Source organism: Pseudomonas sp. CBC3 (assembly GCF_037967085.1).
GTDB lineage: Bacteria > Pseudomonadota > Gammaproteobacteria > Pseudomonadales > Pseudomonadaceae > Stutzerimonas.
The window spans coordinates 816,959-834,138 of sequence record NZ_JBANEO010000002.1; the positions used below are offsets into that span (position 1 = coordinate 816,959).

Annotated in this window: 13 protein-coding genes and 2 tRNA genes; 12 read left to right on the forward strand and 3 right to left on the reverse strand. The window is 58.7% G+C overall.

Features of this window, described 5'->3' with window-relative positions:
• Window positions 1-14: 14 nt before the first annotated feature.
• The 11 genes from V6943_RS10985 to ggt all read left to right on the forward strand — a co-directional run bounded on the left by V6943_RS10985 (window position 15) and on the right by ggt (window position 9,944).
• Window positions 15-91, forward strand: a tRNA-Val gene (locus tag V6943_RS10985).
• Window positions 92-317: 226 nt separating this feature from the next.
• A complete protein-coding gene (thrS, locus tag V6943_RS10990; RefSeq protein WP_340553477.1) occupies window positions 318-2,240 on the forward strand; it encodes a threonine--tRNA ligase in 1,923 nt (640 codons plus the stop codon).
• Window positions 2,240-2,791, forward strand: a complete 552-nt coding sequence (infC, locus tag V6943_RS10995; RefSeq protein WP_177493022.1) for a translation initiation factor IF-3 — start codon at window positions 2,240-2,242, stop codon at window positions 2,789-2,791. The genes thrS and infC overlap by 1 nt, the downstream gene beginning before the upstream one ends.
• Before the next feature lie 62 nt (window positions 2,792-2,853).
• On the forward strand, window positions 2,854-3,048 hold the full coding sequence (gene rpmI, locus V6943_RS11000) for a 50S ribosomal protein L35 (protein ID WP_019339386.1): 195 nt from the start codon (window positions 2,854-2,856) through the stop codon (window positions 3,046-3,048).
• Window positions 3,049-3,075: 27 nt separating this feature from the next.
• Entirely contained in the window at window positions 3,076-3,432 is a 357-nt protein-coding gene (gene rplT, locus V6943_RS11005; RefSeq protein WP_131648508.1) for a 50S ribosomal protein L20, read from the forward strand.
• Window positions 3,433-3,599: 167 nt separating this feature from the next.
• Window positions 3,600-4,604 (forward strand): phenylalanine--tRNA ligase subunit alpha, encoded by a 1,005-nt coding sequence (pheS, locus tag V6943_RS11010; RefSeq protein ID WP_340553478.1) that lies wholly within the window; start codon window positions 3,600-3,602, stop codon window positions 4,602-4,604.
• Between the two features lie 34 nt (window positions 4,605-4,638).
• Window positions 4,639-7,017, forward strand: a complete 2,379-nt coding sequence (gene pheT / locus V6943_RS11015) for a phenylalanine--tRNA ligase subunit beta (protein WP_340553479.1) — start codon at window positions 4,639-4,641, stop codon at window positions 7,015-7,017.
• A gap of 3 nt (window positions 7,018-7,020) precedes the next feature.
• Window positions 7,021-7,323: an integration host factor subunit alpha gene (gene ihfA / locus V6943_RS11020; protein WP_003282572.1), complete on the forward strand. Its 303-nt coding sequence runs from the start codon at window positions 7,021-7,023 to the stop codon at window positions 7,321-7,323.
• Window positions 7,304-7,660 carry a MerR family transcriptional regulator gene (locus V6943_RS11025; RefSeq protein WP_131648511.1) on the forward strand — a complete coding sequence of 119 codons (357 nt, stop codon included), beginning with the start codon at window positions 7,304-7,306 and terminating at the stop codon, window positions 7,658-7,660. Before ihfA ends, V6943_RS11025 begins: the two co-directional genes overlap by 20 nt.
• Before the next feature lie 83 nt (window positions 7,661-7,743).
• Window positions 7,744-7,820 (forward strand) — tRNA-Pro (locus V6943_RS11030).
• Between the two features lie 450 nt (window positions 7,821-8,270).
• Window positions 8,271-9,944: a gamma-glutamyltransferase gene (ggt, locus tag V6943_RS11035; RefSeq protein ID WP_340553480.1), complete on the forward strand. Its 1,674-nt coding sequence runs from the start codon at window positions 8,271-8,273 to the stop codon at window positions 9,942-9,944.
• Window positions 9,945-10,563: 619 nt separating this feature from the next.
• Here ggt and V6943_RS11040 read toward each other — a convergent pair.
• From V6943_RS11040 to imuA, 3 genes are read right to left on the reverse strand one after another with little or no spacing between them, the layout of a single operon-like run.
• Complete coding sequence (locus V6943_RS11040) at window positions 10,564-13,641, reverse strand: error-prone DNA polymerase (RefSeq protein ID WP_340553481.1); 3,078 nt, start codon at window positions 13,639-13,641, stop codon at window positions 10,564-10,566.
• On the reverse strand, window positions 13,638-15,053 hold the full coding sequence (locus V6943_RS11045) for a Y-family DNA polymerase (RefSeq protein WP_340553482.1): 1,416 nt from the start codon (window positions 15,051-15,053) through the stop codon (window positions 13,638-13,640). The genes V6943_RS11040 and V6943_RS11045 overlap by 4 nt, the downstream gene beginning before the upstream one ends.
• A 7-nt stretch (window positions 15,054-15,060) precedes the next feature.
• Entirely contained in the window at window positions 15,061-15,678 is a 618-nt protein-coding gene (imuA, locus tag V6943_RS11050; protein ID WP_131648515.1) for a translesion DNA synthesis-associated protein ImuA, read from the reverse strand.
• A 382-nt stretch (window positions 15,679-16,060) separates the two neighbouring features.
• On the opposite strand from imuA, the gene mtnA reads away from it, so the two are divergent.
• Window positions 16,061-17,137 carry an S-methyl-5-thioribose-1-phosphate isomerase gene (gene mtnA / locus V6943_RS11055; RefSeq protein ID WP_340553483.1) on the forward strand — a complete coding sequence of 359 codons (1,077 nt, stop codon included), beginning with the start codon at window positions 16,061-16,063 and terminating at the stop codon, window positions 17,135-17,137.
• Window positions 17,138-17,180 lie beyond the last annotated feature (43 nt).

Genomic DNA, 17,180 nt, shown 5'->3' on the forward strand with positions numbered 1-17,180 from the left:
TGCGCGTCCATCGGAGGCACATAGCTCAGTTGGTTAGAGCACCACCTTGACATGGTGGGGGTCGTTGGTTCGAATCCAATTGTGCCTACCAAATTCCGAGAAAGGGTCGCGCCAGCGACCCTTTTTTTATGCCTTGCTTGTCAGTGCGGCGGCTTTCTGAAAGCATCCGTGCTCCCGTACTTCCAGTGACTTCGGTCCGCCTCGATCAGCCTTAGGGCTCCTGCCACCGTGCGGCAGGTTATCCGGCGGGCCGCTTTCCTGGCTCATCCCAACCCATGTGGCCTTTGGTAGGGGTCACCACTAGGAGAGGAGGCGCCATGCCCATCGTTACTCTTCCTGACGGCAGTCAGCGTTCATTCGATCATCCGGTTTCCGTTGCTGAAGTGGCGCAGTCCATTGGTGCGGGCCTGGCCAAGGCAACCGTAGCCGGCAAGGTCGACGGCAGGCTTGTCGATGCTTGTGATTTGATCAAGCAGGACGCTTCCCTGCAGATCATTACGCCAAAGGACGAGGAGGGGCTGGAGATCATTCGCCACTCCTGTGCGCACTTGGTCGGGCATGCGGTCAAGCAGCTCTATCCGACCGCTAAGATGGTCATCGGACCGGTGATTGCGGAAGGGTTCTATTACGACATCGCCTATGAGCGCCCCTTCACACCGGACGATATGGCCGCAATCGAGCAGCGCATGAAGCAGCTGATCGATACTGAGTACGACGTGATCAAGAAGGTCACACCCCGCGCGGAAGTCATCGAGGTGTTTCAGGCGCGCGGTGAAGATTACAAGCTGCGTCTGGTTGAAGACATGCCAGACGAGCAGGCGATGGGGCTGTACTACCACGAAGAATACGTCGACATGTGCCGCGGGCCGCACGTGCCTAACACGCGCTTCCTCAAGTCCTTCAAGCTGACCAAGCTGTCGGGTGCTTACTGGCGTGGCGATGCGAAGAACGAGCAGTTGCAGCGTATCTACGGCACCGCCTGGGCTGACAAGAAGCAGCTGGCGGCATACATCCAGCGTATCGAGGAAGCCGAGAAGCGCGATCACCGCAAGATCGGCAAGCGTCTGGATCTGTTTCATACCCAAGAAGAAGCGCCGGGCATGGTGTTCTGGCATCCGAATGGCTGGACGCTGTATCAGGTGCTCGAGCAATACATGCGTGTCGTGCAGCGTGAAAATGGCTATCAGGAGATTCGCACGCCTCAGGTCGTCGATCGCAGTTTGTGGGAGAAGTCCGGACACTGGGCCAACTACGCCGAGAACATGTTCACCACCGAATCGGAGAGCCGCGACTACGCGATCAAGCCGATGAACTGCCCGTGCCACGTGCAGGTGTACAACCAGGGCTTGAAGAGCTACCGCGAGCTGCCGCTGCGCCTGGCCGAATTCGGCGCCTGTCACCGTAACGAGCCGTCGGGGGCGCTGCATGGCATAATGCGGGTGCGCGGCTTCACCCAGGACGATGCGCATATCTTCTGTACCGAAGAGCAGATGCAGTCGGAGTCGGCGGCCTTTATCAAACTGACCCAAGCGGTCTATGCGGATTTCGGCTTTGACAATATCGAACTGAAGCTGTCGACTCGTCCAGAAAAGCGTGTCGGCTCCGATGAGCTCTGGGATCGCGCCGAAGCGGCGTTGGCGGCGGCGCTCGACAGTGCTGGTCTCCCGTACGATCTGCAGCCGGGCGAAGGTGCCTTTTATGGGCCGAAGATCGAGTTTTCGCTAAAGGATTGTCTGGGGCGTGTGTGGCAGTGCGGCACCCTGCAGCTGGACTTCAATCTGCCGATCCGCCTGGGCGCCGAATACGTCAGCGAGAACAACGATCGCCAGCATCCGGTCATGCTACACCGTGCCATTCTCGGCTCGTTCGAGCGGTTTATCGGCATTCTCATCGAGCACTACGAGGGCGCTTTCCCCGCCTGGCTGGCTCCGACGCAAGCTGTGGTGATGAATATCACCGACAAGCAGGCCGATTTCGCTCTGGAAGTGGAGAAAACACTCAACCAAAGCGGCTTCCGTGCCAAGTCCGACTTGAGAAACGAAAAGATCGGCTTTAAAATCCGCGAGCATACCTTGCTCAAGGTTCCCTATCTCTTGGTTATCGGAGATCGGGAAGTAGAGACACGAGCCGTTGCTGTGCGCACCCGTGAAGGCGTCGATCTGGGCTCCATGCCCCTGAATGACTTCGCCCAGTTGCTGGCACAAGCGGTTTCCCGGCGTGGTCGCCAAGAATTGGAGTAATGACTATTAAGCGTGAAATGAGACAGGATAAACGAGCTGCACCCAAGGCCCCGATCAACGAGAATATCTCGGCTCGTGAGGTCCGTTTGATTGGTGCTGATGGCGAGCAGGTTGGCATCGTCTCGATTGATGAAGCGCTTCGTATAGCTGAAGAAGCCAAATTGGATCTGGTGGAAATTTCCGCCGATGCGGTTCCTCCCGTATGCCGGATCATGGATTACGGCAAGCACCTCTTTGAAAAGAAGAAGCAGGTCGCTGCAGCGAAGAAGAACCAGAAGCAGATCCAGGTTAAAGAAGTAAAGTTTCGTCCAGGGACGGAAGAGGGCGACTACCAGGTTAAGCTACGCAACCTGGTGCGTTTCCTGAGTGACGGGGACAGGGCCAAGGTATCGTTGAGATTCCGTGGTCGTGAGATGGCTCATCAGGAGCTGGGGATGGAATTGTTGAAGCGGGTCGAAGCTGATCTTGCTGAATACGGTTCGGTCGAACAGCATCCAAAGATGGAAGGACGCCAGCTGATCATGGTCATCGCTCCCAAGAAGAAAAAGTAACCACCAGGGCACTGGCAGGCCTTGCGGTTATTTGAAATCACCCACACTGTGGAGTACCGAACATGCCAAAGATGAAGACTAAAAGTGGCGCTGCGAAGCGCTTCAAGAAGACGGCAAATGGCTACAAGCACAAGCACGCTTTCAAGAGCCACATCCTGACCAAAATGTCTACCAAGCGTAAGCGTCAGCTACGTGGTACATCTCTGATGCACCCGTCTGATAACGCAAAAGTAGAGCGCATGCTGCGCGTTCGTTAATTCGGTCAAGACTCAGAGGAATAACTCATGGCTCGTGTTAAGCGTGGCGTCGTCGCTCGTCGCCGTCACAAGAAAATTCTGAAACTCGCTAAAGGCTATTACGGCGCTCGCTCGCGCGTGTTCCGTGTTGCCAAACAGGCGGTGATCAAGGCTGGCCAGTATGCCTACCGTGACCGCCGTCAGCGGAAGCGTCAGTTCCGCGCTCTTTGGATCGCTCGTATCAACGCTGGTGCTCGTGTAAACGGTCTGTCTTACAGCCGTTTGATCGCTGGCTTGAAGAAAGCGGCCATCGAGATCGACCGCAAGGTTCTGGCCGAGCTGGCAGTGAACGAAAAAGCAGCGTTTGCTGCAATTGTCGAAAAAGCTAAAGCTTCTCTGGCCTAAGCCCATCGATAATCGGATCTTCGGATTCGTAGTGTCACCGATAGGGGAAGAGCCTTGTGCTCTTCCCCTATTTCGTATCTGAAGGGGCACTTGCAAAAGTGCACGTCGCGTAACGCCTGAGTGCTGATCGCTTGGTGCGGTTCTGCAAGAACCTCTGGAGGTTGTACATGGAAAACCTGGATGCACTGGTCTCGCAAGCGCTTGAGGCGGTGCAACATAGTCAAGACATCAATGCCCTGGAGCAGATCCGGGTCCAGTACTTGGGTAAGAAGGGTGAGCTGACGCTGCTCATGCAGACCTTGGGCAAGCTGTCTGCAGAAGAGCGGCCAAAGGCCGGTGCCCTGATCAACGCAGCGAAGGGTCGTATTCAAGAAGGGTTGCATACCAAGAAGGCAGACCTCGAACATACTGCGCTGAGCGCCAAATTGGCTGCCGAGCGTGTCGACGTCACCCTTCCTGGGCGCGGTGAGATTTCCGGCGGGTTACATCCGCTGACTCGCACCCTTGAGCGGATGGAGCAAATCTTCAGCCGCATTGGCTACAGCGTTGCCGAAGGGCCCGAGGTTGAAGACGATTATCACAACTTCGAAGCCCTCAACATCCCCGGCCACCATCCGGCGCGGGCGATGCACGATACCTTCTATTTCAACGCTAACATGCTGCTCCGTACCCATACCTCATCGGTTCAAGTGCGTACCATGGAGGCCCAGCAACCGCCGATTCGCATTATTTGTCCTGGGCGCGTTTATCGTTGCGACTCGGATCAGACTCATTCGCCAATGTTTCATCAGGTAGAAGGTCTGCTCATTGACGAAGGGGTTAGCTTCGCAGACCTAAAGGGCACCATCGAACAGTTTTTGCGTGCGTTCTTCGAGGCCGATCTGGAGGTCCGTTTCCGGCCCTCGTTTTTTCCCTTCACCGAGCCTTCGGCTGAGGTGGATATTCGTCGTGTGGTTAAGAAAGGTGACCAAGAGTCGCAAGATTGGCTCGAAGTGCTTGGCTGCGGCATGGTGCATCCCAATGTCTTGCGGATGTCCGGCATTGATCCAGAGAAATACCAAGGCTTTGCCTTTGGTATGGGTGTAGAGCGACTGGCTATGTTGCGTTATGGGGTTAACGACCTGCGTATCTTTTTCGATAACGATTTGCGCTTTCTCGAACAGTTTCGATAACCGCCGATCGTCCGAGTAGGTTTAGGAGAGCAGGATGAAATTCAGTGAACAATGGCTGCGCATTTTGGTAAACCCTGGTGTTTCGCGCAACGAGCTGGTCGCGCGCTTATCTATGGTCGGCCTCGAAGTGGATGCTGTGACCCCGGTTGCCGGCGAATTCAGCGGCGTGGTGGTGGGAGAAGTGCTTAGTACCGAACAGCACCCTGACGCCGACAAGCTGCGCGTATGTCAGGTCAGCAATGGCAGCGAAACCTTTCAGGTGGTCTGCGGTGCCCCAAATGTGCGCCCCGGTCTGAAAATCCCCTTCGCCATGATCGGCGCTAAGTTGCCGGGCGATTTTAAGATCAAGAAGGCCAAGCTCCGTGGCGTCGAATCCAATGGCATGCTGTGTTCGGAAACCGAACTGCAGATCGGTGTCGATGACAGCGGGCTGATGGAGCTGGCTGCGGATGCGTCGGTGGGTAGTGATCTGCGTGAATACCTCGGCCTCGATGATGCGAGCATCGAAATCGGTCTGACGCCGAATCGAGGGGATTGCCTATCCATCGCCGGGCTTGCGCGTGAAGTGGGTGCGATTTACGCGGCGTCGGTTTCGCCAGTCGATATTGCTCCTGTGGATGCAGCTCATGACGAGGTGCGCCCGGTCGAGGTGCTGGCTCCGAAAGCCTGCCCTCGCTATCTTGGTCGTGTCATTCGCAATGTCGATCTGGCGCGGTCGACTCCGCTGTGGATGGTCGAGCGGCTGCGTCGTTCCGATATCCGCAGCATCGATGCTGTCGTGGACGTAACGAACTACGTGATGCTCGAACTGGGCCAGCCGTTGCACGCATTCGATCTTGCCGAAATCAATGGTGGCATCAGGGTTCGGATGGCTGAAGAGCAGGAAAAGATCGTCTTGCTCGACGGACAGGAAGTAACACTGCGTGCCGATACGCTGGTTATCGCCGATCACCAGCGTGCCCTCGCGATTGCAGGTGTAATGGGTGGTGAGCACAGCGGTGTAAGCGCCTCAACGCAGGATCTGTTCCTTGAAAGTGCCTTCTTCGACACTATTGCACTTGCGGGCAAAGCACGCTCTTACGGTTTGCATACAGATGCATCGCATCGTTACGAACGCGGTGTCGATTCACAGCTTGCGCAGGCAGCTATGGAGCGCGCCACGACATTGCTGCTCCAAATAGTTGGAGGCAGCGCCGGCCCAGTGACCGAAGTCGCAAGCGAAGCCGATCTGCCAAAAGTCGCTCCGATCCAGCTGCGGGCGCAGCGTATTGAGCAAATGCTCGGTCTGGAGATGGCGGGAGAGCAGGTCGTCTCGCTGCTGTCCGCTCTCGGCCTGGGCGTCGTGGAACAGTCACCGGGCTGCTGGGAAGTGAGCGTGCCCAGTCATCGTTTCGATATCAGCCTTGAAGTAGATCTCATCGAAGAGCTGGGGCGCCTATATGGTTACGATCGTCTTCCGGTGCGTTATCCGCAGGCGCGACTGGCCCCAGAGGCCCGTCCCGAAGCCCGTGCGGAATTGCCAGCGTTGCGCCGTCTATTGGTTGCGCGTGGCTACCAGGAAGCGATTACCTACAGCTTCATAGACCCGAAGTTGTTCGAGCTTTTCAGTCCTGGTGTCGAACCGCTGCGGCTAGCCAATCCGATCTCTTCGGACATGGCTGCCATGCGCGAGACGCTTTGGCCGGGTTTGATCAAGGCTTTGCAGTACAACCTCAATCGTCAGCAAACTCGGGTGCGTTTGTTCGAAAGCGGCCTGCGTTTCGTCGGCCAACTCGGCCAGCTGAAACAGGAGCCGATGCTGGCAGGTGTAATTACCGGAAGCCGTCTGCCGGTGGGCTGGAGCAACGAACGGGCTGCGGCCGATTTCTATGACATGAAAGCCGATGTCGAAGCTCTGCTCGGACATGCCGGGGATGCCTCTGCGTATGATTTCGTTCCGGCTGAGCATCCTGCTTTGCATCCGGGGCAGACTGCTCGGATTGAACGAGGCGGACGCCCGGTTGGCTACATCGGCGGCCTTCATCCAGAGCTGGCCGCCACTCTGGGTATCGATCAGCCCGTCTACCTTTTCGAATTGTTGGTTGCTGAGGTCAGCGAAGGATGTTTGCCGAGTTTCAACGAGCTCTCCCGTTTCCCCGAGGTGCGACGTGATCTTGCAGTTCTGGTGGCGCAAGACGTATCGGCTGACGACCTGTTGCGGTGCATCCGTAGTGCCGCGGGCGAGAACCTGACAGACCTCAAGCTATTTGATGTGTATCAGGGTAAAGGTATTGATCCCCTTAGCAAAAGTGTGGCAGTCGGCTTGACCTGGCAACACCCTTCGCGCACTCTAAACGACGACGAGGTGAGTGGTGCGCTGCAGCAAATCCTCTCCTCCCTGGAAGAAAGGTTCAATGCCACGTTAAGGAAATAGCGTATGGGGGCTCTGACGAAAGCTGAAATGGCGGAACGTCTATATGAAGAGCTAGGCTTGAATAAGCGCGAGGCCAAGGAGTTGGTCGAGCTGTTTTTCGAGGAAATCCGTCAGGCGCTCGAGCATAACGAACAGGTAAAGTTGTCCGGTTTCGGCAACTTTGACTTGCGCGATAAGCGACAGCGCCCTGGGCGTAATCCGAAAACCGGCGAGGAAATCCCAATCACGGCGCGTCGTGTCGTGACATTCCGGCCAGGCCAAAAATTAAAAGCCAGAGTCGAAGCGTATGCTGGAACCAAGTCATAACGACGAATTGCCGACGATACCTGGCAAGCGCTACTTCACTATCGGTGAGGTAAGTGAGCTTTGTGCGGTAAAACCACACGTGCTGCGCTATTGGGAGCAGGAGTTCCCCCAGCTGAACCCGGTGAAGCGGCGTGGTAACCGGCGCTATTACCAGCGTCAGGACGTCTTGTTGATCCGGCAGATTCGGTCGCTGCTATACGAACAGGGATTCACTATCGGTGGGGCTCGTCAGCGAATGTCTGGTGATGAGGCCCGAGACGACACCACTCAGTACAAACAACTGATCCGGCAAGTGATTACCGAACTTGAGGATGTGCTTCAACTCCTTAAGAATTAAGTGCTCCTGCACAAAAAACTTTCACATATTCAGATGCTTAATGTATAGTTCGATCCGCTTTCAGCAGTGCTGATGGCAACAGTCGGGGCGTAGCGCAGCCTGGTAGCGCACTTGCATGGGGTGCAAGGGGTCGAGTGTTCGAATCACTCCGTCCCGACCATATACTTCAATAACTTAGCCACCTTCGGGTGGCTTTGTTGTTTTTGTCTTAGTAATTTTCCGAGTAAACCGGCTTTTTTCCTATCCTGCCTCCTCTTATCGAGCGGGTGCGCATGAGTCGGTGGCAGAGACATTATTGGCGGCCGCAACCAGCTGGACCAGTAGTGACTGGCCCAGCAGAACCCTTCTTTCTTTCCCCAGTACACATTTTCCTTTCACGTAAAGAACAGGCATAGCGTTGCGGCGCTCGTCGGGATTGCCGTAGGGACGTCCGGGCGTGACACCTCTCCGTCTTGCCCCGATTGTCTACCAGCATCCGCATAACGAACGGTTCCGACATCTGTCTGCAGCGAGCGACACCCTGTGCCCACCTTCTTCTAAGCTGACTATCAGCCAGCGCCTGCCAAGCAGCCGGCGCTCGTTCTCATCACAATAAGAAGGAATGGTCACTATGCATCCCCTCCACCTATCCAAACTGACCCTTTGTGTGGCGGTTGTTGTCACCAGTCATGCCGCTCTCGGAGCTAGCCTCGAAGGCGGTGCGGTCGCGGCTCCTGACGAGTACAGCGCTAAGGTCGCCGCGCAAGTATTAAGGGGCGGGGGCAACGCGGTGGATGCAGCGGTGGCGACAGCCTTCACGCTTGCCGTTACCTATCCCGAGGCCGGTAATATCGGCGGTGGTGGATTCATGACGTTGTACATGAACGGCAATCCCTATTTCCTGGATTACCGTGAAGTCGCGCCCAAGGCAGCGAGCAAGACCATGTACCTCGATGACAAGGGAGAGGTGATCGAGAATCTCAGTTTGGTCGGCGCCAAGGCAGCGGGCGTTCCGGGGACCGTATTGGGTATGTGGGAGGCGCATCGACGTTTTGGCAAACTGCCTTGGAGCGAGTTAATAACACCTGCAGTTGGCTATGCGCGGGCAGGCTTCAAGGTGGCCGACCAGCAGTTCCAGTACCGTGAGGACGCCATCGGGCTTTTCAACGACAAGACCAATTTCGAAGACTACTTCGGCACCATGAGTCCAGGAGCTAACTTCCGCCAGCCAGAGCTGGCCGAGACGCTGGAGCGCATCGCCGACCGAGGCGCCGACGATTTCTACAAAGGCAAGACGGCCGGGCTACTGGTCGCCCAGATGCAGCGCGACGGCGGGCTTATTACCAAAGAGGATTTGGCCGACTACCGCATCAAGTGGCGCGAGCCGATGCGCGTTGACTGGCAGGGCAACAGTCTCTACACCGCGCCGCTGCCCAGCTCAGGCGGCATTGCGCTGGCTCAGCTGATAGGCATCAAGGAACGGCGTGCTGAAGATTTCAAGGCGGTTGAGCTGAACTCGGCGCGCTACATCCATTTGTTGGCGGAAATCGAGAAGAGGGTCTTTGCCGACCGTGCCGACTATCTTGGCGATCCAGACTTTTCCGACGTGCCGGTAGCTCAACTGATCGCTCCTGACTATCTGGAGCAGCGCGCGGCCGAGATCAACCCTTCGGCCATCTCTGCGACCGAAAAGGTGCGTCCTGGCTTGGAACCACGGCAAACCACACACTTCTCGATCGTCGATGCCGATGGGAATGCGGTCAGCAATACCTACACGCTGAACTGGGACTTCGGCAGCGGGGTCGTGGTCCAGGGGGCTGGGTTTCTGCTCAACGATGAGATGGATGATTTCAGCGCAAAGCCGGGCGTTGCAAATGCCTTCGGCGTGGTTGGCAGTGATGCCAACGCCATCGAGCCGGGCAAGCGCATGCTTTCTTCTATGAGCCCGAGCATCGTCATGCGCGATGGAAAGGTAAGCCTGGTGCTCGGTACGCCCGGCGGCTCGCGGATATTCACGTCCATCTTCCAAGTGCTGAACAACGTCTATGACTTCGGCCTCCCCCTGGAGAAAGCCGTGGCCGCACAGCGCGTACATCATCAGTTACTGCCCAAGGACACTATCTATTACGACGCCTACGCACCGTTAGCGGGCGAGGTTGCGGACGAGCTGAAGGCCATGGGCTACATACTTGAAGATCAGGGCTGGTCTATGGGTGATATCCAGGCGATACGGGTGGATGGAAAAACGCTGCAAACCGCGTCGGACCCTCGTGGTCGAGGCGTTGGGATAGTCGTTAGACCCTGATGGTTGAGTGTTGAGTCGAGCCTTGTGGCTTCGTTTCGCAATCCGGCAATCGGCCCCCTTGTGCTGGGGGGCTACCGGCTCGATACAGTCAGAACAGTTCCACGAAGCCAGGTGCCGTATTAGTCGACGTGCGGACTGCACGAACATGGTTGGGTTATTTCAAACGTAAGAGCCATCAAACTCAATCGGAGATAGCCCATGAGCATTGATCCACTCGACAGGCCCCATGATCAGCAGCCGGTCCCAGGGCAAAGTCAGAACCCGAGTCACTCCCCCGAGCCGGATTTCATTACTGATAATCCAGACGTGCAAAGAGGCCCTGGCAATCGTGGAAATCCGGCTGAACGGCCGATTGGTGTGTCGGATTCAGATACCCCTAGCGGTAGCGAGCCAAACATTTATGACCCGAACGAGCCTGGTCTCGGTAACCCGCTTCCCTGATTGGGATCGTGAAGCGAACCCGGCCTTGGGAATACGCCGGGTGCGATAATCGGCGGGGTCGAGGTGGCCGGGGTTAGATCAAGGCTGGCGGAACGTATTTGCTGATTTTGGCCTAGCGACTCAATCGTTGAGGCTTCTGCTCGGCTACGGTCTTGATGTGCACTTCCATCGCCGCGTGTCACTGAAAATCTCGACTACGTACATCCAACCCTGTCAGTAACGCTGTGAGGTCGTTTAAGCGTCCGGCAATGACATGGCGTACTCCGTTAGCCGACTCCAGGTGACCATCGATTCGCAGCATCTGCGACTGGATCAATACGCGCCGTTGGCGCTCTGCCAGGTTGCGCCAGACGACGACGTTGATCATGCCGAACTCGTCTTCCAGCGTGACGAAGATGATTCCGCTGGCGGTTTGTGGGCGTTGGCGACCGATGACCAGGCCGGCAACGCTGATAGGGCGGCCAGGCTCGATGGTGACCAGCTCTTGAGAGCTGCGACAGCGCTTTGCTCTCAATTGATCACGTAGCAGCGCCAGTGGGTGTGGACCCAGCGTGGTGCCGAGCGTGGCGTAATCGGTCAGCAGATCTTCACCGACCGTGGGTAACGGCAAGGGGGGCGGAACTTCATTTTGTGGAGGTCGACCAGCGAATAAGGGCAATTGTGGCTCGTACCCTGCCACCGCCCAGCGGGCCCGGTGGCGATGGCCTGCGAGGTCTCGCAGAGCGCCAGAGTCGGCCAGGTGCTCCCGAGCACGGATATCCAGCCCGGCACGCGTGCATAGATCATGGGTGTCAGCAAATGGCCGAGCCTGACGGGACGCCTCGATGCGTCGTGCATCCGCTTCGCGAAAACCGCGTACCAAGCGCAAGCCCAGGCGGATAGCCGGTTGCTCGCTGCCGCTCGGCTCCAGGCTGCAATCCCAATCGCTGTGGCGGACATCCACGGGCCGGATCTCCACCTTGTGCCGGCGAGCATCCTGAAGAATCTGGTCGGGGTTGTAGAACCCCATGGGCCAACTGTTGATCAGCGCACAGGCATAGGCAGCCGGTTCGTGGCATTTCAGCCAGCTGCTGGCGTAGGCGAGCAGGGCGAAGCTGGCGGCATGGGATTCGGGAAAGCCGTAGCTGCCGAATCCTTTTATTTGCTCGAAGATACGGGCGATGAATTCAGCTTTGTAGCCACGGGCAAGCATGCGTTCGGTCAGCCGTATGCGATGCGGCTCCAGGCTGCCATGTCGCTTCCAGGCCGCCATGGCACGGCGAAGATTGTCGGCCTCGTCAGGGGTGTATTCGGCTGCAACCATCGCCAGATCCATCACCTGTTCCTGGAAAAGCGGCACGCCGAGGGTGCGTTCGAAAACCGGCTTCAGTTCTTCGGAAGGATAATCTTCGGGTTCCTCACCATTGCGCCGACGTAGGTAGGGGTGAACCATGTCGCCCTGAATCGGCCCCGGCCGCACGATGGCGACCTGGATCACCAGATCGTAAAAGGTTCTGGGGCGCAGCCGCGGCAACATCGCCATCTGTGCCCGCGATTCGATCTGGAACACACCGACGGTATCGGCGCGACTGATCATGTCATAGGTTGCCCGGTCTTCCTGGGGCAGGGTGGCTATGGTCCAGCGCGTGCCGCGATAATGTTCGATCAGATTGAAGCAGCGGCGTAGGGCGCTGAGCATGCCGAGGGCGAGTACATCGACTTTGAGCAGTCCGACCAGGTCGAGATCGTCCTTGTCCCACTGGATCACGGTGCGTTCGGCCATGCTGGCGTTTTCGACCGGTACCAGTGTTTCCAGCGAATGTTCGGAGATGACGAAGCCGCCTGGATGTTGGGACAGGTGACGGGGAAAGCCAATCAATTCGCCCGTCAGCACCAATACCCGGCGCAGCACTGGACTGTCGGGATCGAAACCGGCTTCGCGCAGGCGCTCGTGGTCGGGTACCCGGTCGCTCCAGCGTCCGCAGCAATCGGCCAGTGCATTGATTTGATCCGGCGGCAGACTGAGCGCCTTGGCCACGTCACGCAGGGCACCTGTGGCGTGGTAAGTGCTGGCCACGGCGGTCAGCGCTGCGCGATCACGACCGTAGCGGCGGAATACGTACTGGATGACTTCCTCTCGACGATCATGCTCGAAGTCGACGTCGATATCCGGCGGCTCCTTGCGTTCGCGCGAGAGGAAGCGCTCGAACAGCAGCCTGGTGTGCGCTGGATCGAGTTCGGTGATGCCGAGCACGAAGCACACCGTGGAATTGGCCGCCGAGCCGCGGCCCTGGCAGAGAATTTTGTGGTTGCGGGCGAAGCGAACGAGGTCGTGTACCGTGAGGAAGTAATTCTCGTACTCTAGTTCAGCGATCAGTTGCAGCTCATGTTCGATCTGTGCGCGGGCTTTCGTCGTTGCCCCGTCCGGCCAGCGCTGGCGGATGCCGTCCTCGACCAGCTTGCGCAGCCAGGAGGTGGCGTTATGGTCGGTGGGCACCAATTCGTGGGGATATTGGTAGCGCAATTGGTCAAGCGTGAACTGGCACCGCTCGGCAATGCGCAGCGTCTCGGCGAGCAGCTTGGGTGGATAGAGTTGGGCCAGGTCTTCGCGTTGACGCAGGTGCCGTTCGCCGTTGGGAAACACATAGCGCCCGGCTTCGGATACCGGCAAGTGATGACGAATCGCGGTCATGCAGTCCTGCAGGGCGCGACGGCCGCGGGCGTGCATATGTACATCGCCGCACGCCACAGCAGGGATGTTCAGGCGCGCCGCCAAGGCTTGCCATTGCTCCAGGCGCAGCCTGTCGTCTGGCCCACGGTGCAGTTCGATACCCAGCCAGAGGCGCGCGCTAAAGCGTTCGTGCAACCAAAGACCTTCGGCGTCGGCGTCAGCTTGTTGAGGGAGCCAGATAGCCAGCAGTCCATCTACCGGCTCACTCAAATCTTCAGGCAGCAGCTGATAGCGACCTTTCTCCGCGCGGCGTCGGGCGCGGGTGATCAGCCGGCATAGTGCCTGGTAGCCGGTCAGGTTCTCCGCCAGCAAAACCAGCTTCGGTCCGCCCTCGATCTGAACCTCGCTGCCGATGATCAATGGCAGGCCAACCTCCTTCGAGGCTTGCCAGGCGCGCACGATGCCGGCCAGGGTGCATTCGTCGGTGATGGCCAAGGCCCGGTAACCAAGGCGGACGGCGCGCTCGAACAATTCACGGGCACTGGAGGCGCCCCGTTGAAAGCTGAAATTGGACAGGCAGTGCAATTCGGCATAGTCGGCTGTCATGCGAACCAACCGTGCAACGACAGCGGCCCCCCGTCCGTGATCGAACGAAAGGCCCAGCCACGCTGGCCTGAGCGGGTTTCCACCAGGTAATAGTCGCGGCGCATGTCACCGCCGTCCCACCAGCCGGACTCGATTCGCTCGGGGCCAGCAAGAATACGCAATGAGGCTTCGTGCAACGGCTTCGATTCGGCCAGCAGCCAGCCGGGGCGTGGAGCGGTGCTGAATGGAGGTTCGTTACGGTCGGCGTGCTGCGGCCGCCAGGCGCACTCGGGGCGATGGTCGTAACGAGCGCCGAGTTCCTGCACGGCATCGTCACCCAGCCGGGCGCGCAGACGTTCGCGCAGTTGCTCCCAGGGCAACGATTGCTGTGGCCGTTCTTCGAACAGTTCGCGGTGCGCTGGGGTGAAGGCGGGTAGCTCGCGTGCTGTCAGGCGGATCGCCAATACCGGGGCCGATAATTGCAAGTTTTCCAGGCGCCCACGGGTGAGTTCGAACAGCATGGCCGGATCACGCTCGGCGCTGAGCAGGCCGACCGGTACTTGGCTGTCTGTCAGGTTGCGGTGTTCCAGGTGCAAAGCGAAGCGCTGCACGCCACTGTCGCGTCCGGCCAGGTAGGCGGCGAGATCGGCTGTCAGGCGTCGCAGCGGGAATAGCAATGCCTGATGCGACTCGACTTCGAAGTTCAGTTCAAGCCGGGCATCGAACACATCTGGCGGTCGATAAAAGTCCAGCGCCAGTGGTTGATGGCCGAGTAGGGTGTCGATGTGCTTCAGCGCGCCGGTTGAAAATCGCTGTGTCAAACCATCGCGTGGCATTTCAATCACCTGCTTAAGGGTCCGAAGCCCCATGCGCACAAGGGCGGTTGCCACTTCACGGGGCACTCCGATGCGCTCTACCGGCAATGCAGCGAGCACGCCAGGCAGCGTTTCGGTATCCATCACCGCCAGACCGTCATGCGCGTTGGCCAGGACTCGCGCGGCGGCAGGGTTTGGCGCCAGGGTAATGCGATGCTGAAAACCCAGCGTGTTCAATTCTTCGCGCAGGCGTGCCTCCAAGCGAGGCCAGGGGCCGAACAGGCCGAGACTGGATTGCACTTCCAAAAGCAGGCAACGCGAATAGTGCAGGCTGACCTGCGAGCTAAAGCCATAGGCCCAGGCGGCGAGAAATTGCTGCCAACGCTCGATCGACGCCAGGTCATATTCAGCCGTGGCGAAGGCGTGAGTCAGCGCCTGGGCAGCGATCAACGATTGTCCTGGCTTGAGGCCCAGAGCCCGTGCAGCGGGGTTGACTGCCTGCAGCACGCGGCGTTGTGGTGTGCCGCTCAAGAGCGCCAGCGGCGATTCAGCATCGTCTCGGCCTCGCAGCACGCCGTCCATGGCCAGTTGAGGCAGCAATATGCAGACCCAAAGCATGAGGACCTCAGCCCAACGCCGCAGCGGGAATGGGGAGCGTTCTGGGCAGGCCACCTCGGCACTTGAGGACGCGCAGTTGCGCCGGTCGGTTTTCGACAGCCAGGCGCAGCGCTGCTGGGGACGGATTGACCTCTTCGCGTAGCGGACGATAAGCGAAGGCCAATGTCTGGCCTGTTTCGGCCGCGACCTGCAGGCGGCGCAGAGCGCGATCGTCAACCTGTTGCGGCCAGCACAACACCGCACCGCAACTGCCCGAGCGCAGGCATTGTTCGGTAGCCCACAAGGCGTCACGGCCCCGTGCGTTGATAATGAACAGCTGACGCAGATCTATGCCGGCAGTCAGCCAGGCCTGGGGATAAGGCACATGGGGCGGAGCCACCAGCACTACGCGCTCGCCGGCGGCGGTGAGGCGCGCCAGGGTGGGCCAAAGCAGGCGTAACTCGCCGATTCCGGTAGTGGCGAAGAGAATCTCGCTCAATGCCGATTCAGGCCAGCCGCCGCCGGGTAATACGTCATCCAGCGCAGCATGCCCGGTTGGCTGGGCGTTAGGTGTAAGGACTTTGGTCTGGCCGCGCCAGAGCCGGCGCGTATCGATCAGGTGGTTGAGGGCGACCACGGACGTCATGGCAGTGAATAATCCTAATACTGTATATCGGTACAGTATTCTGGCTGTCGACTACAGGTCAAGGTGAAACGATGAAGAACGCTTTTTCAAACTAAAACTGAAATCCAGAACGTAGCCGCCGCCATCCGCCTAATGCCGCTGATCACTGTATCCGCTCCGTATCGAGTGCGGCAGATGAGCTTTGCTTGTGCTGAAAAAATCAGTCGATTAGGATTCGCGCCCGGGTATGAGTGCGAGGTCGAATGACGCTGCATATTCATGCCGAATGTTGAAGCCCGGCTCGAGGATGACCGGGCTTTTTCATGCGCCGGCTCGTAGCCATGAGCGGGCCGGTTCTATCCCTGGTGATCCGGGGTGCTAGTCAAGAACAGAGAGGATTGCCATGCGCGAACGCTTGTTGGCCGCAGAAAAGGTGAAGGCTATCGAGTGGCGGGACGGGCAGTTGCGTTTGCTCGATCAGTGCAAGCTGCCGCTGGAAGAGCTATGGCACACCTATGATTCTGCTGCGGCTGTCGCCAAGGCTATCCGTGAGATGGTCGTGCGCGGCGCGCCAGCGATTGGGATCAGCGCGGCGTATGGACTGGTTCTGGGACTCAGGGCGCGGCTTGCCGAGGGAGGTGACTGGCGCGCGGCGTTGGAAGCAGACTTTGAGGTGCTTGCCGGCTCACGCCCGACCGCCGTCAATCTGTTCTGGGCATTGAATCAGATGCGCGAACGGCTCGATCGTTTGAAGCCGGGCGAAGATCCGCTGATCGCAGCCGAGGCCCAGGCGACCTCCATTCACGACAGTGACCGCGAAGCCAATCTCACCATGGCGCAGTTCGGCGTCGACCTGATCCGCAAGCACCAAGGCAATCCGCAGAACCTGCTCACCCACTGCAATACCGGTGCGCTCGCCACTGGTGGTTTCGGCACCGCCCTCGGCGTGATCCGTGCTGCGCATCTGGAAGGGCTTGTCGAGCGCATTTATGCCGATGAAACCCGCCCCTGGCTGCAGGGCTCCCGGCTGACTGCATGGGAGCTGGCGGGCGAAGGCGTGCCGGTGACGTTGAATGCCGATTCGGCTGCCGCACACCTGATGAAAACGCGCGGCATCACCTGGGTGATCGTCGGAGCCGACCGGATCACCGCCAATGGCGACGTCGCCAATAAGATCGGTACCTATCAGCTCGCAGTACTCGCCATGCATCACGGGGTGCGGTTCATGGTCGTGGCGCCCAGTTCGACCATCGACATGGAGCTGGAATCTGGTGACGACATTCCTATCGAGGAACGTGCCGGAAGCGAGTTACTGGAAGTGAACGGCCAACGGTTGGCGGCGGAGGTCGATGCCTTCAACCCGGTATTCGATGTGACCCCGGCGGATCTCATCGATGCCATCGTGACCGAGAAGGGTGTGGTCGAGCGACCAAGCGCGGCTAAACTCGCGGCCCTGATGAGCCGCAAGCGGTTGCATTAAGGCGCAAGATGACTAAAGCGGCTGGAGGCTAGGGCGGCAGTAA